The sequence below is a fragment of the Caballeronia sp. 11_S32 genome (assembly GCF_056930355.1).
Genome location: NZ_JBXOWH010000002.1, coordinates 81,883 through 95,978, shown reverse-complemented (window position 1 = coordinate 95,978; position 14,096 = coordinate 81,883). Strand labels below are relative to the sequence as shown.

Genomic DNA, 14,096 nt, shown 5'->3' with positions numbered 1-14,096 from the left:
CACGTATTCGGAGACATCAGCATGACCCAGAACACACAAACCTTCTCGTTGCCCAAACTCGCGAGCCTCGAAGCAGGCGAAGCGACGACCGACCGCATCGCGCGCGTCAAGGTTTCGCTCACTTTCCTGCCGCTCGCCGCGCCCATAAGCGATGCCAAGGTCCTCACCGGACGTCAGAAGCCGCTCACCGAGATCGCCTTCATCTTCGCGGAGATCGAGAGCGAGCAAGGCGTGAAAGGCATCGGCTTCGGCTACTCGAAGCGCGCGGGCGGTCAGGGCATGTACGCGCACGCGAAGGAACTCGCGCCGGCGTTGCTCGGCGAAGACCCGAACGACATCGCGAAGATCTTCAACAAGCTGCTGTGGGCTGGCGCGTCGATGGGACGAAGCGGCCTCACGACGCAGGCCATCGCGCCTTTCGATATCGCGCTGTGGGACCTGAAGGCCAAGCGCGCAGGACTGCCGCTGGCCAAGCTGCTCGGCGCGCATCGCGATTCGGTCCAGTGTTACAACACCTCGGGCGGCTATCTGTCGATGCCGCTCGACCAGGTGCTTAAGAACGTTGCGGCTTCGCGCGAGAACGGCATCGGCGGGATCAAGATCAAAGTGGGTCAGCCGGATCTGCGCGTTGACCTCGAACGCGTGACGGCCGTGCGCGAACTTCTCGGCGCGGACTTTCCGCTGATGGTCGATGCGAACCAGCAATGGGATCGCCTGAAAGCGCAACGCGCGTGCCGCAAGTTCGAACCGCTCGATCTGACGTGGATCGAAGAGCCGCTCGACGCCTACGATTTCGACGGTCACGCGGCGCTGGCGGCATCGCTCGATACGGCGATTGCGACCGGCGAAATGCTGACGAGCTTCGGCGAGCACGCGCAACTCATCGAGAAAAACGGCGCGGATTTCGTGCAGCCGGATGCGCCGCGCGTGGGCGGCATCACGCCGTTCCTTCAGATTATGAATTACGCGAGCCTGCGCGGATTGAAGCTCGCGCCGCACTTCGCGATGGAAATTCACCTGCATCTCGCGGCGGCTTATCCGGAAGAACCGTGGCTCGAACATTTCGAATGGCTCGAACCAATGTTCAATGAGCGGCTCGAGTTGCGCGGTGGACGCATGCACGTGCCGAACCGCCCGGGGCTCGGTTTCAGCCTGAGCGAGCAGGCGCTGAAGTGGACCGTGGCAAGCGAAGAGTTCGTGCGGAAGTAAGGATTCCGTTTTGATGCTGCCTTCGTTATCGGCAATTTCACGCTTCCGACACTCATGCATTCGACACTTCTGACGCGCCGCGCAATGCTCAAATGCGGCGCAGGCCTGCTCGCGATGGCGGCCGGTGTACCGCGCGGTTTTGCGGTGCCATCGACGGCTCCGACCGTGCGCACGCCCGTTTCGCTCGCGCTTCCGCCGCACGCAACCGACGCGCATTGCCACGTTTTCGATCCAGCGCGCTTTCCGTACAACGACAAGCGCACCTTCACGCCGCCACCCGCGACGGCTTCACAGTTGCGGGCCCTGCATGCGGCGCTCGGAATCGAGCGGACGGTGCTCGTGACATCGACGGTCTATGGCGTTGACAACCGCGTGACGCTCGATGCGATCGGGCAACTCGGCATCGAGCGGACGCGTGGCGTAGCGTTGATCGACGCAAACACGACACGCAGCGAACTGGAGGCGCTGAACGCTGGCGGCATACGCGCCGTGCGCGTGTTTCTCGGTTTGACCGCCGACGTCGATCGCGAAGCCGCTGCCGCCCGGCTTCGCGATACATCCCGCCAGATAGCCGGGCTGCCGTGGCATTTGCAGACATACGCGCGATTGCCGGTCCTGGAAGCGCTGAAGCAGCAGTTGGCGGAGGTTCCCGTGCCGATCGTGCTGGATCATTTCGCGGGGCTCGATGCCGCAGCCGGACTGGACCAGCCCGGCTTTGCGACGGTCATCGAGTTGCTCCGGTCCGGGCGCATCTACGTGAAGATTTCAGGTCCGTACTACTCGTCCCGCGATCTTCCCGATTACGCCGATATCGCGCCGTTCGCGCGTGCGCTCGTGGCCGCGAATCCCGAGCGGATTTTATGGGGCAGTGACTGGCCGCATCCCGGCAGCGCGCCGGTCCCCGGACGCAAGCCGACTGATCCGGCGCCGCCGCAGGATATCGACGACGGGCGCGGCCTCAACCGGCTCGCCGAATGGGTGCCGGACGCGGGACAGCGCAAGCTGATTCTGGTGGATAACCCGGCGCGGCTTTTTGGCTGGGATTGAAAGTCGGCCATGAGTTGAGGAGCGGAAAGCCGACAAGTGCTAGCAGCCTTGAGTCGCATAGTGTATAGCGGCCCAAGGCAGAATCGCCAGTCAACGCTCGCGGTCTCAGAACTTGTGTCGAATCCCGACTCGCGCCGCGAACTGATTCTGGTTGGCAGAGGCGGTAAGCGTCGGCAACGCTGCAACGGCCGAAGTGATACTCGTGCCCGCTGCGTTTGCGGTATAGCCGCTTGCATGCTGATACTCCGCGACGACGTACACATCCGTCCGCTTCGACAGGAAGTAGTCTACGCCCGCCATGCCCTGGTGATACTTGGGTGCGGAAAAGCCATCCAGGCTATTACCACGTAAGAAGTCGTACGCGATACCAGCAACGAGTGCCGGCGTGAACTGATATTTGAAGTTCACCTCGACGTTATTGAACGTGCCGGTCTGCCCGGCGAATGCCGATGCGTACGACGACCCCAGTTCATAAAGCTTCACGTTGGAATAGGTCGCGCCGATCGTCGCAGCGCCAATCGTGTATGCTCCTCCCGCCGCAGCTACCTGATAAGTGTGGGCCGACCCATAGCCGCTATAGATGGGCGATGTGACGTTCGACGTCGCTGCGTTGACCGTGCCCGAGGTAGAGTTACCGAAGAATGAAACGTTGGGATTTCTGACGTTGAGATACGCCGCGGCAAGCACGAGCGGGCCGTTTGCATATTGACCTCCAACCGACCACACCTGATTGCGCGAGTAGTCTCCGGCAACGCCGCCGAGGCTGTACACGCCATCAAAGGTAAACCCGCCATAGCTCCGACTCGAATACTTAATTGCGTTGTTGACGCGATAGGAGTTGTTGAAGTTATCGATGTCGGCAGGATGGGCGCCCATCGAAGTCGCCCACTGCGTGCCCGCTTCGAGCGGGCCAAGGAAGTCCACAACCGAGTCGTACATGCGACCGAAAGTCACTGTCCCGTAGTTGCTTTCCAGGCCGACGAACGCCTGGCGTCCGAATCCGAGTCCGCCCTGCGCGAGCCGTCCATTGCTCGCGTCAAAGCCGCTCTCGATTCTGAAGATTGCTTTCAGCCCTCCGCCAAGGTCCTCGGAGCCCTTGAGACCCCAGCGGCTACCCTGCATGACGCCGCTATTCAAAAGGTATTGGTGATGGCCGCCACTATTCGTGATCATCGTGACGCCTTCGTCGACGATACCGTAGAGAGTCACGTTGCTTTGCGCATGCACGACAGACGACCCCGCGAGTGCAAAAGTGACGGCATACCTAAAACCAGTTCTGATTTTGTATTTCATGGTTTCCTTTGCATGTGTAGTAATACTAACTAAATTAACAACTAAAACATGAACCGCAAACGCGCCATCATCCTGCGCGTTGTTCAAGCCCAAAGGAGTGTGTCAAGGATCCGGAGTTCAACGTCGTCGGGGAAAGCAAGGGATTCTCAGCGCTGACGCCGGGTATTCTTTCAAGGACGATGCAATGGTCGATTGCCGCGACAGGCGCTTTCGACAAATGCATCGATCGCGCCGATCGCGGAGTATTAATGGTTATGCAAATATCGGTGTCTTCATTAATCGTCCCGCATGTAATCCGCTGATCTGCCGGCTGGTTTCTCCCCTGGTGACGAGTTCGGCGATGATTGCTCCCACTACCGGAACAAGCGCGAATCCGTGACCCGAGAATCCGTAAGCGGATGATCGGTTTCGATGCCGAAGCCGTGCACCGCGAGTTCGGACTCGCCGCGGACGAAGTGCCGGTCCTGCTGTTGTCCGTGGGACCGGAGCGCGCAGGAAACTGGGCGCAGAAGCCACGGCGCCCCGCGGACGAAGTGTTGGATCTCGTGTAAGCGCTTCGCCGCAAGGATCACGCTGAACGGCCAAGCGGCTTAGATGGGCGTCAAACACGGGGTAGCCTTCAGGCGGCTGCCTACGTCGCATCGGCCCGGGACCCGGGTACGAAGTAAGCCGAGGGATAGTTCCCAAATGCACTTCCCGACGGCAGTGAAACCAGTGACTCACGGAGATTAATATGCAAAGGACTACTATTTTAAAGTCGGAACAGGTGCCGGCCGATTCGAAGCCGACGCTCGATGCGTTCACGAAAAATATCGGATTCACTCCGAACATGATGGCCAGCTTTGCGCAGAGCCCGATCGCATTCAATGCATGGGCCACCCTGCTCGGCTCCCTGAGTAAGGCGCTCGACGTGAAGACGCGTGACAGCATCGGCCTTGCTGTTTCCGAAGTGAACGGCTGCAACTACTGCCTGGCGGTCCACAGCTTTACAGCCGAGCACATGGCCAAGCTTCCGGCCGATGAAATCATTCTCGCCCGCAGGGGCCATGCAACCGACCCGAAACGGGACGCCGCCGTCCAGTTTGCGCGCAAAGTCATAGAGACCCGGGGGCAAGTCAGCGACGCTGATCTGGATGCCGTCCGCGATGCGGGCTACACGGATGCAAACGTAATGGAGATCGTCGCGCTGGTGGCCATGTACTCCCTGACAAACTTCTTCAATAACGTGTTCGATCCCGACAAGGACTTCCCTGCAGTCGCACCGGCGGGCTCTATCTGAACTACTCGCTCGTCTGCAAAGGAATTCGGCGACGACCGTGTACCACTGAAAGGAGTTTGACGATGAAGGCGATCATTGTGACAGACCAGGCCGCGGGAACGGCTGGAATGCAGTTGACGGTGCGGCCCGAGCCGGAGCCCGCGATAAACGATGTTGTCGTTCAGGTTCATGCTTCGGGATTCACCTGGGATGAGCTGACATGGCCCCCGACCTGGACGGATCGCCTCAACCGTGACCGGACACCGTCGATTCCTGGTCACGAGTTGGCCGGGGTGGTGACCGCTCTTGGCTATGGCACGACGGGGCTGTCAGTGGGACAGCGGGTTTTCGGCCTCACGGACTGGACCCGCGATGGCACGCTGGCCGAGTACATTGCCGTCGAGGCACGCAACCTCGCTCCGCTGCCGGGCGACGTCGACTTCACGGTGGGCGCGAGCCTGCCGATGTCCGGCCTGACTGCGTGGCAGGGACTGTTCGAGCACGGCCGCCTGCGGGCGGGGCAGAGCGTCCTCGTGCACGGCGCGGCGGGCGTAGTCGGGTCGATGGTGACACAGCTTGCCCGTGAACACGGCGCCTACGTCATCGGTACTGGACGCGCTGCCCACCGCCAGACGGCGCTCGACTTCGGCGTGCAGGAGTTCGTCGACCTCGAGAACGATGCCCTGGAAGACGTCGGCGGCGTCAATCTGGTGTTCGATGTCTTCGGCGGCGACATTGCCAGGCGGTCTGCACGCCTGATTCGAGCGGGAGGAATGCTGGTGACGATCGCCAGGCCGACCGAGGCACGGCCTGCCGACGGCCTGACGGTCGACTTCGTTGTCGAGTCCGATCGCGCTCAACTCAGTGAGATCGTCCAGCGAGTGCGGGAGATTGCCGTATCCGCCCTGTTCGCGGTAACGGACTTGCCCAAGCTGCTGACCGAGTTCCACAAGAAGCATCCGCTCATCGCCTTCGACGTGACGATCTACGAAGATCAGGCGCAGATCTCACCCGAGGATTTCGAATTGTCCTTCATGGTTCTCGACGCGAAATCCTCGAATCGTGAGCGCATCATAGCGATTGCTGCTGTGGATGACGGCGGCACGCAATGAAGGGGCTGTCGTCGTCAGCAGTTCCGCGATGCTGGTCGACTGTTCGTCGCGAATTTTATATTATGTAACCCTAAACTATGAAATGCGGTTGAAGGGATGCACTCCGACGTCACGTCGTTCGATCAGATGTGGCTATGCGCGCACGGGCCCGTCCGTATCCCCTGCTTCGATCGCAGGCGTCTCGAGCTGTTGCCCGCGTGCGCCATCGCCGACTAGCCGGAGCATCAGTTCCGCCAGCGCGCGCCCCGTGGCGTGCCCTGTCGGCTGCATGACGGCCGTGACACGATGGGGATGCGCGACGTTCGCCGGCACGCCGTCATAGACGATCAGCGATATGTCATGTCCCAGGCGTAGCCCGCTGTCGACCAACGCACGAAACGCACCGGTTCCCGCAATATTGTTGTCGACCAGCAGCGCAGTCGGCCGTTCGGCGTGCGCGAGCAGCGCGCGCGTTGCCTGCTGGCCGCCATCGCCCGTAAACGGACACTCGACGAGCAGCGACGCATCGGGTTCGACGCCGGCCTCGCGCATTGCGGCGAGATAGCCCGCGCGACGCTGCGCGGCGAAATGCAGCACAAGCGGCGCGCTGATCATCGCGATGCGCCGGTGCCCGAAGCCGATCAGGCGGCGCACGGCATCCCGCGCGCCGGCCTCGTTGTCGAAATCAAACCAAGCATACGGTTCGGCCCCACGCGTGCGGCCATATGCGACGTACGGAAATCCGCGCGACTGCAGATAGGCGATGCGCGGATCGTCGACGAGCGTGCGGGCAACGATCAGTCCGTCGACAAGCTTTCCGTCGACGAGTCGCCGATACGTGTCGAGCTCGGCGTTCGGGCGCGCGGACGCGATCACGAAGTCGAGGTTGCGCTCGGCGAGCCGCTCGGTGATGCCTGCGACTACCTCGCCGAAACGCGGATCGCCTAGGTCGCCCGCGTCGAACGGGTAGACGATCCCGATCACATCGGCACGCCCGGTCGCAAGCCGTCGCGCGGTCGGATCCGCGACGTATCCCATTTCCTGTGCGGCTTTCACCACGCGTTCGCGCGTCGCCTCGCTGACGTCGTCGTAACCGTTCAACGCACGGCTGACCGTCGTGCGCGAGAGCCCGAGCGCATCCGATAGCGCCTTCAGATTCACCTTCACCGTCGTTCCTTGCATTTTGAATTTCGTGCGGCGAGCCGATTTCCGGCAATTGTTTCCGCACAGTCATTATTACTGAAAAAATTTTGTCTTTTGACGTCCAAACCGGTTTGGTTTAGGATCCAAACCGGTTTGGACGCAGATGGCCGCCGGCCGTTCCTTTCACGAACTTTGGAAACAACGCCGAGATGACATACTTTCCCCTTTTCCGCACCACTTCCAGCAAACGTTTGCTGATCGCTGGTGGCGTGCTGGCCGCCTTCGCGAGCGCTTCCCACGCGCAGACGGCCGGCGCTCCCGCGCCGACGCCACACACCCAGCAGGCCTATGACCCGGAAGGCAGCTTCACGATGCGCTGGACACGCGCTGACATCCGCCAGATCGTCGCGCAGTCGCATGCCGCCAACGGTGTCGACAAGAACTCGCTGCCGCAGGCACTGACGATGCCGGACATCCCGCAGGATTTCCCGCTGGTCAACCCGAACGTGTGGGTCTGGGATACGTGGCCGCTCGCCGACCTGAGCGCGAACCAGCTCAGCTACAAGGGCTGGGAAGTGATCTTCTCGCTCACCGCCGACCCCCATGCCGGCTATACGTTCGACGACCGCCACGTGCATGCGCGGATCGGCTACTTCTACCGCCGCGCGGGCATTCCCGCGTCGCAGCGCCCGGCCAACGGAGGCTGGACCTGGGGCGGCCACCTATTTCCGGACGGCGCGAGCGTGAAGGTGTTCGGCACCACGCCGATGACCAACAACGCCGAATGGTCGGGCTCGGCGCGCCTGCTGAACGGCGACAACGTCAGCCTCTATTACACCGCGACGTCGTTCAACCGATCGGCTCCGGGTGGCGCCGACATCACGCCGCCGGTCGCGATCATCACGCGCGCCGACGGCCACATCCATGCCGACAACGATCACGTGTGGTTCAGCGGCTTCGACGATCACAAGGCGCTGCTGCAGCCGGACGGCACCTATTATCAGACGGGCCAGCAGAACACTTATTTCTCATTCCGCGATCCGTTCGTGTTCACCGACCCGGCGCATCCCGGCAAAACCTACATGGTTTTCGAGGGCAACACGGGCGGCCCGCGAGGCGCGCGCACCTGTACGGAAAGCGACCTCGGCTACGCGCCCAACGATCCGTACAAGGAAGATCTCAACGCCGTGATGAATTCGGGCGCAGTGTATCAAAAGGCCAACGTCGGCCTCGCGGTTGCGACGAACCCGCAGTTGACCGAATGGAAGTTCCTGCCGCCGATCCTGTCGGCGAACTGCGTGGACGATCAAACCGAGCGTCCGCAGATCTATTTGAAGGATGGGAAGTACTACCTGTTCACGATCAGTCACCGCACGACGATGGCGGCAGGCGTCGATGGCCCGGACGGGGTCTACGGCTTCGTCGGCAACGGAATCCGCAGCGATTTCCTGCCCCTGAACGGCGGCAGCGGCCTCGTGCTTGGCAATCCGACCGACTTTGCGGCGCCCGCCGGCGCACCGTACGCCCAGGATCCGAACCAGAACCCGCGCGAATTCCAGTCGTATTCGCACTACGTGATGCCGGGCGGTCTCGTCGAATCGTTCATCGACGCGATCGGTCCGCGCCGCGGCGGCACGCTCGCGCCGACGGTGAAGATCAACATCAATGGTGCATCGACTACGGTCGACCGCGTCTACGGACGCGACGGGCTCGGCGGCTACGGCGACATTCCGGCGAACCTGCCCGCGCAAGGCGCCGGCCACAACGCCGGCAATCCGGGCGTCGGCAACTGAAACAGCGATAACGGCAAGCGCTGGCCGGCCAGAGCGCCGAGGGGGCTCGTATCGTGCGCGCCCCTGCTCACTTCGTTTGCCAATCGCGCATGCCGCCGTAACGGCGGCATGCTCCCACCTTTCCCGCTTCGCCCGCCGAAGCACCCAAGTACGCATGAGATCGACGCCTTACCGTTTTTTCCTTCGTCTCGCGCCGCTGCTGATCGCGGGCCTGTCAGGCGCACACATCGCGGCCGCGTCCTGCGCCACGCCTTCCGCAGACGGCACGCCGCAATGGCGGCCGGCGCTCCATTTCACGCCGCAGCGCAACTGGATGAACGATCCGAACGGCCTCGTCTACGAGAACGGACGCTATCACCTTTTCTATCAATACAATCCGCTCGGCAACGAATGGGGCAACATGTCGTGGGGCCATGCAACCAGCACGGACCTGGTCCACTGGTGCGAGCAACCGGTCGCGATGCACGCGAATGCGACCGAGGAGATCTTCTCCGGCTCGATCGTCGCCGATACGCACGACACATCGGGGCTCGGCGCGCCCGGCCACACACCGCTCGTCGCGCTGTACACGAGCGTCTACAAGAATGGCTCCGGCCACGCGCCGGGCACCCAGGCGCAATCGCTCGCCTACAGCCTCGATCACGGCGCGACCTGGCGGCCCTACGCGCACAATCCGGTACTCACGCTCGATCCGGAATCGAAGCAGTTTCGCGACCCGAAGATATCGTGGTACGCGCCCGGCGGATACTGGCTGATGACGACCGTCGTCGCCGACGCACACGTCGTGAAGCTCTACCGGTCCGGTGATCTGATCCACTGGACGTTCCTGAGCGATTTCACGCTGCCGGGCGTCCCGCACGACGACGCGCTCTGGGAAATGCCGGACCTCGTGCCTCTGCCGCTCGACGGCGATCCCCGGCGCATCAAATGGGTGATGATCGTCAACGTAAATCCGTGGTCGATCGCGGGCGGATCGGGAGCGATGTATTTCGTCGGCGATTTCGACGGCCGCACGTACACGCCGGACCGGGTCGCGCCGGCCGGGTCCGATCCCGCGCAATTCCGATGGGTCGATCACGGTGCCGACTTCTATGCGGCCGGCACGTTCTCCGGCGCGCGTCTAGTCATGATTGCATGGATGAACAACTGGGAGTACGCGGCGAAGGCGCCGACGACGCCATGGCGCGGCGCGACGACATTGCCGCGCGAGCTGGCGCTGAAGACGATCGACGGCGAGCCGCGGCTCGTCGTCACACCGGCCGCGGCATTCGACGCGTGGGCCAATCGTGGCACGCCCACGACGCGTCTAGCAGACCTGACAGTGAACTCGACGCTGACCGAGTTGCCTGCCTCGACACGCGGCATCGTGCAGCGCATCAGGTTGTCGCTCGCGCCAGGGGGCGCCGCCCGCGCGGGGCTCGTCGTACGGCGGTCCGCTGACGGCGCAATCGGCACGAAGATCATTTACGACACTGCAACCGAGACGCTGACGCTCGACCGCTCGCGATCGGGTGAAGTGAATTTTTCCAGTGCGTTCAGCAAGCAGCACATCGTGAAACTGCCGCTCGAACACGGACGACTGAAGCTCGAGATCGTCATCGATCGCGGCTCGGTTGAAGTGTTCGCGAACGGCGGCCGTGCCGCGCTCACGGCCCTGATTTTCCCGCACCATGATGCGGACCACGTTGCCGTATTTTCCGAACACGGCAACGCAACCTTTGACGAGCTGACGGTCAACCGGCTCGCGGGCAGCGACGACGACCGCGCATGCGCTTCGCATCAGGCACCGGCCTGTGGTCGTTGACGCTTCGATCGCTAACGACGACGGCAACGGCAACTGGTCGACTTCACCTTTTGCCGATAAATCAAGGCAAGATGCAGCGAGTACGATGCGTGCGGCGAAAATCCCTGAACCCCGAGCGGCGGTCTTGCAATGCACTTTACGGCTCGGTGATCCTGTTCGAAGATGTTGCTCGGATTCTTCGTCTCCGGGTAATCGTTCGAATCGTGCAAGATCTGGCGCTTTGTTCTGAGAAGCGCCGATTATTCAAGGACTTACAAATCCCTCGACTGCGGAAGAACAGCGAAGTCGCGCTGCCTTGCTACAAGCGGTATTGCGAGCGATCACAGTTAAATTTTGCACGATTCGAACGATTACCCCGTCTTCAGCAGATTCCAGATTCGGCGTAATCGGTAATTAGTCATTTTCGTTCGCTCGCGACTTGTAGATTCGCAGTACGCGATGGGCCTGGAAGGCCGTGCTCGACCTGATCGACTATTCCGAGCTTGATATAAACGGCGAGTCCGTTGCTTGATCGGTTGCAAAAGATTCAACTGAAGGGTTGGTTATCTCAAAAAGCGGCAGATTCTATGCCCGTTCCCGCACGAGCCGCGCAATGATAGGGCGACGCCATGGCCGTCCTCGCTCAACACACCGTAGATTCCGTATAAATGATTCGTCTTTGCGCACTCATGAGTGAGATTTAGGCCGCGATTTATGCGGCTGTTTCGAGACAGCGACTATCCGGCGCGATGGACTCCCGATGCGCGGATGTGGTGAGTGACGCACGTCGCACCGCTCCCCGCTTGCGAAGCCCAACATTCGCACGTGTTGCTGCCGAACGCCGCCGCGGGCGCTTCGTCCTTACGCCAGAGCCAAGGCGACCAAAATCGCGAAGAACAGGAGCAAAAGGGTTCCGATAAGGACATAAACGGTGCGCGTTGCACGGGCGTTGGCCCTCTTAGCCTGTGTCGCCGCACCTTCACGTTCCTCGCCTTGTTGAGCAAGTTTTGCGTCTGATGCCTGTCGCGGGTGCGTTGCTTCGCCTTCGGCCGGACTGCCGTGGAACGCGGCCGCTTCCTCGGCGGCCACTTTCGCGTCGTACTTCGCTCGCGCGCCTGAATCGCTGAGCACGGCGTACGCATCATTGAGAATTTGCATGATGCGCGTGGTGTCTCGATCGGGATTGCGGTCGGGGTGGTATTCGTGGCTCAAGGCGCGGTAGGCGGCTTTGATGATCCCCGGCGTTGCGTTCCGCTTGATTCGCAAATTGTCGTAGTGAGTGTGGATCACTTTTTTCATGACTAGGGCGACATCACACTGTCAATGACGTGAGTGTAAGCACCGATCCCGTCTGGAAACTGTGCCTTGTCGCCCATGCACGAGAACATGCCGCTTCGGGGCCGCAACTGCTGATGAGGTTGCCCGTCAATGGCGGCATGCAATTCGTAATAGTAGCGGACCTTTTGTGCCTAATGGGAGGATGCTCAATTCCTAACCCTGCCATTCAACTTTCTAGGGCCTGTTCACACTATCTGAGCCCATCGACGACGAGCGCGAAATTGATGAAGGCGAGGAACAGCACGTCCAGTTTGTCGAATCGGGAGAAGATACGACGGAAGCCTTTAAGGCGACAAAACAGGCGAACACGTTCCGGGTCGTCGTCGATGCGCTGATGGTTTCGTCGGGTCTGTCTTTGCTGTGGACCGCAGTGCGCTGAGGCTTGGACTTGATGCTACACATGATCTCGTTGCCGGAATCAGTCGCCGCGTAACGTCACGGTGACAGCGTGCGCGCTTAAATAATCCGGCTCGATAACGTCGCGTAAATTGCGACGCGATGCGCGAAGGTGCACCCGCATTTGAACGCATACCTCAACTAGTACTGGATGTCCCATACGGCTAGTGCACGCGTTCGCGTCGGTGAGGGTCGTAGCCCCTACGTGCCCTTCGATGCGCGGAGACTCCATTCTCTCTGCGCCGGCTGCGCGTGCGGAGAGTCCGCGTGACATAGCAAATCGTGCCGCGCAAGCGATTGCATACATTGCCTCTCGTGCGGTCTTTCCGCCGCCTGAGTGTCCGAGCGAGGAGCAGGCCGAAAGTGCCGCCGCTCGACGTTCTCATCGAGGAGGCCGCAACGGCCGAATCGGCAATGGAGGCGATCCGACATGAACCCGCGCACGCCATCGCTGGCTGAGCTGCAACGGGCAATGCGCCGGAGCCTGCAGGAAGCAGGTGCCGATGAAGCCGCGACCGCCCTCGTGCTCGCCGATGGCCTCGATCCGCAGGCACGCCTGAACATCTACCGAAACACGTCAGAAAGTGTGCTGGTCAACGCGCTGCAGCTTGCCTTTCCCGCCGTGCGGCGTCTGATCGGCGCGGACTTCTTTGAGGGCTCGGTGCGCCTGTTTGTGCGCGCTGCGCCGCCTCGCAGCGCATGGCTCGACGAATATGGCGCACGGTTTCCGGCCTTCCTCGCGCAAATGCCGCAACTCACAACGGTACCGTATGTGGCCGAGGTCGCACAGCTCGAATGGCTGGTGAATGGCGTGCTGCACGCAGCTGATGTCACGCCCCTCGATCCGGCGTGTCTCGCACCGCTTGACGAGCACGCGCTCGGATCACTGCGACTGTCGCCTCATCCGGCCACGCGGCTGCTGCGCTGCGAGGCTCCCGCCGACGCTATCTGGCGTGCCGTGCTCCAGCAGGACGACGCTGGGCTGCGTGCTATCGAGCTTGCAGCCGGCCCGGCTCATCTGCTCGTGCAACGCGTGACCGAAGGCGTCGATGCGCTGCGGTTGAGCGCTGGAGAGTGGCGCATCAGCAAGGCGCTTTTTGCGGGTGAGTCGCTCGAGGCGGCGCTGGCATGCGCGCCCGAAGCGGATGGTTTTGCACTCGTCGGCGCATACCTGGCGCGCGGATGCTTCGCACAGACGTCGCAGACTGCAGGCTGCTTTCGGATCGACCAGAGAACATCGACATGACTCGCCTCTCCAACTCCGCAAACGGCCACAACGTCTTTCAGTGCGCAGTTCAGTTGCTGGAACGCGTGCCATACTGGCTTCTGGCCGTTCCGCTGCGCCTCGCGGTCGCAACAATATTCTGGAATTCGGCGATGACCAAGCTCGCGAACTGGGACGCTGCGCTCGAACTGTTTCGCGACGAATACAGGCTGCCCGTGTTGCCGCCGGATGTAGCGGCACACATTACCGTGTCGATAGAATTGAGTATGCCGGTGTTGCTGGTGCTCGGCCTGGGTGTCAGGCCCGCCGCATTGGTCCTGCTCGGGATGACCTCCGTGATCGAGTTCTTTGTCTACCCGCAGGCGTGGCCGACCCATATTCAGTGGGCGGCCATGCTGCTCGTCCTGGTGTGCCGGGGCGCCGGAACGCTGTCTCTTGACCATCTGATACGTCTGCGACGGTGGAGAGACACTTCGTCGGAAGGCCCCCGACCTCAACGCGGCGACGGTTGAATTCGGCA

11 protein-coding genes and 2 pseudogenes are annotated in these 14,096 nt (G+C 61.8%); 9 read left to right on the top strand and 4 right to left on the bottom strand.

Annotated features, from left to right (window positions below):
* The first annotated feature begins 21 nt into the window (after positions 1–21).
* Positions 22–1,209: an L-talarate/galactarate dehydratase gene (locus AC1Z32_RS08630; RefSeq protein WP_483478318.1), complete on the top strand. Its 1,188-nt coding sequence runs from the start codon at positions 22–24 to the stop codon at positions 1,207–1,209.
* A 54-nt stretch (positions 1,210–1,263) separates the two neighbouring features.
* Positions 1,264–2,256, top strand: coding sequence for an amidohydrolase family protein (locus AC1Z32_RS08625; protein WP_483478317.1), 993 nt, complete (start codon positions 1,264–1,266; stop codon positions 2,254–2,256).
* A 105-nt stretch (positions 2,257–2,361) separates the two neighbouring features.
* Here AC1Z32_RS08625 and AC1Z32_RS08620 read toward each other — a convergent pair whose 3' ends face one another.
* Entirely contained in the window at positions 2,362–3,549 is a 1,188-nt protein-coding gene (locus AC1Z32_RS08620; protein ID WP_483478316.1) for a porin, read from the bottom strand.
* 398 nt (positions 3,550–3,947) lie between these two features.
* Here AC1Z32_RS08620 and AC1Z32_RS08615 point away from each other — a divergent pair.
* The 3 genes and pseudogenes from AC1Z32_RS08615 to AC1Z32_RS08605 form a co-directional block, all read left to right on the top strand.
* A pseudogene (locus tag AC1Z32_RS08615) lies at positions 3,948–4,100 on the top strand (nitroreductase family protein); the annotation flags it as partial.
* Positions 4,101–4,282: 182 nt separating this feature from the next.
* On the top strand, positions 4,283–4,828 hold the full coding sequence (locus AC1Z32_RS08610) for a carboxymuconolactone decarboxylase family protein (protein WP_483478315.1): 546 nt from the start codon (positions 4,283–4,285) through the stop codon (positions 4,826–4,828).
* Positions 4,829–4,890: 62 nt separating this feature from the next.
* Positions 4,891–5,919, top strand: coding sequence for an NADP-dependent oxidoreductase (locus AC1Z32_RS08605; protein WP_483478314.1), 1,029 nt, complete (start codon positions 4,891–4,893; stop codon positions 5,917–5,919).
* Between the two features lie 132 nt (positions 5,920–6,051).
* Here the strand turns inward: AC1Z32_RS08605 and AC1Z32_RS08600 are convergent, their stop codons facing one another.
* The gene (locus tag AC1Z32_RS08600) at positions 6,052–7,080 is read right to left on the bottom strand and encodes a substrate-binding domain-containing protein (RefSeq protein ID WP_483478313.1); all 1,029 of its coding nucleotides are present in this window, start codon (positions 7,078–7,080) and stop codon (positions 6,052–6,054) included.
* Positions 7,081–7,250: 170 nt separating this feature from the next.
* Between AC1Z32_RS08600 and AC1Z32_RS08595 the strand changes: the two genes are divergently transcribed.
* Both AC1Z32_RS08595 and AC1Z32_RS08590 read left to right on the top strand, forming a co-directional pair.
* Positions 7,251–8,834, top strand: a complete 1,584-nt coding sequence (locus AC1Z32_RS08595) for a glycoside hydrolase family 68 protein (protein WP_483478312.1) — start codon at positions 7,251–7,253, stop codon at positions 8,832–8,834.
* Between the two features lie 154 nt (positions 8,835–8,988).
* Entirely contained in the window at positions 8,989–10,638 is a 1,650-nt protein-coding gene (locus tag AC1Z32_RS08590; protein WP_483478311.1) for a glycoside hydrolase family 32 protein, read from the top strand.
* Between the two features lie 840 nt (positions 10,639–11,478).
* Here the strand turns inward: AC1Z32_RS08590 and AC1Z32_RS08585 are convergent.
* Positions 11,479–11,916, bottom strand: coding sequence for a J domain-containing protein (locus AC1Z32_RS08585; RefSeq protein ID WP_483478310.1), 438 nt, complete (start codon positions 11,914–11,916; stop codon positions 11,479–11,481).
* A 229-nt stretch (positions 11,917–12,145) separates the two neighbouring features.
* Positions 12,146–12,259, bottom strand: a pseudogene (locus tag AC1Z32_RS08580) (IS5-like element ISCARN85 family transposase); the annotation flags it as partial.
* Positions 12,260–12,781: 522 nt separating this feature from the next.
* On the opposite strand from AC1Z32_RS08580, the gene AC1Z32_RS08575 reads away from it, so the two are divergent.
* Positions 12,782–13,597: an HvfC/BufC N-terminal domain-containing protein gene (locus AC1Z32_RS08575; RefSeq protein ID WP_483478309.1), complete on the top strand. Its 816-nt coding sequence runs from the start codon at positions 12,782–12,784 to the stop codon at positions 13,595–13,597.
* Positions 13,594–14,088 carry a DoxX family protein gene (locus AC1Z32_RS08570; protein WP_483478308.1) on the top strand — a complete coding sequence of 165 codons (495 nt, stop codon included), beginning with the start codon at positions 13,594–13,596 and terminating at the stop codon, positions 14,086–14,088. Before AC1Z32_RS08575 ends, AC1Z32_RS08570 begins: the two co-directional genes overlap by 4 nt.
* Positions 14,089–14,096 lie beyond the last annotated feature (8 nt).

Excerpts from the sequence above, each read along its gene's own strand:
- AC1Z32_RS08570 (WP_483478308.1), top strand. The coding sequence starts at position 13,594 with ATGACTCGCCTCTCCAACTCCGCAAACGGCCACAACGTCTTTCAGTGC.
- AC1Z32_RS08600 (WP_483478313.1), bottom strand. The coding sequence starts at position 7,080 with ATGCAAGGAACGACGGTGAAGGTGAATCTGAAGGCGCTATCGGATGCG.
- AC1Z32_RS08595 (WP_483478312.1), top strand. The coding sequence starts at position 7,251 with ATGACATACTTTCCCCTTTTCCGCACCACTTCCAGCAAACGTTTGCTG.
- AC1Z32_RS08610 (WP_483478315.1), top strand. The coding sequence starts at position 4,283 with ATGCAAAGGACTACTATTTTAAAGTCGGAACAGGTGCCGGCCGATTCG.
- AC1Z32_RS08630 (WP_483478318.1), top strand. The coding sequence starts at position 22 with ATGACCCAGAACACACAAACCTTCTCGTTGCCCAAACTCGCGAGCCTC.
- AC1Z32_RS08585 (WP_483478310.1), bottom strand. The coding sequence starts at position 11,916 with ATGAAAAAAGTGATCCACACTCACTACGACAATTTGCGAATCAAGCGG.
- AC1Z32_RS08590 (WP_483478311.1), top strand. The coding sequence starts at position 8,989 with ATGAGATCGACGCCTTACCGTTTTTTCCTTCGTCTCGCGCCGCTGCTG.
- AC1Z32_RS08625 (WP_483478317.1), top strand. The coding sequence starts at position 1,264 with ATGCATTCGACACTTCTGACGCGCCGCGCAATGCTCAAATGCGGCGCA.
- AC1Z32_RS08575 (WP_483478309.1), top strand. The coding sequence starts at position 12,782 with ATGAACCCGCGCACGCCATCGCTGGCTGAGCTGCAACGGGCAATGCGC.
- AC1Z32_RS08620 (WP_483478316.1), bottom strand. The coding sequence starts at position 3,549 with ATGAAATACAAAATCAGAACTGGTTTTAGGTATGCCGTCACTTTTGCA.
- AC1Z32_RS08605 (WP_483478314.1), top strand. The coding sequence starts at position 4,891 with ATGAAGGCGATCATTGTGACAGACCAGGCCGCGGGAACGGCTGGAATG.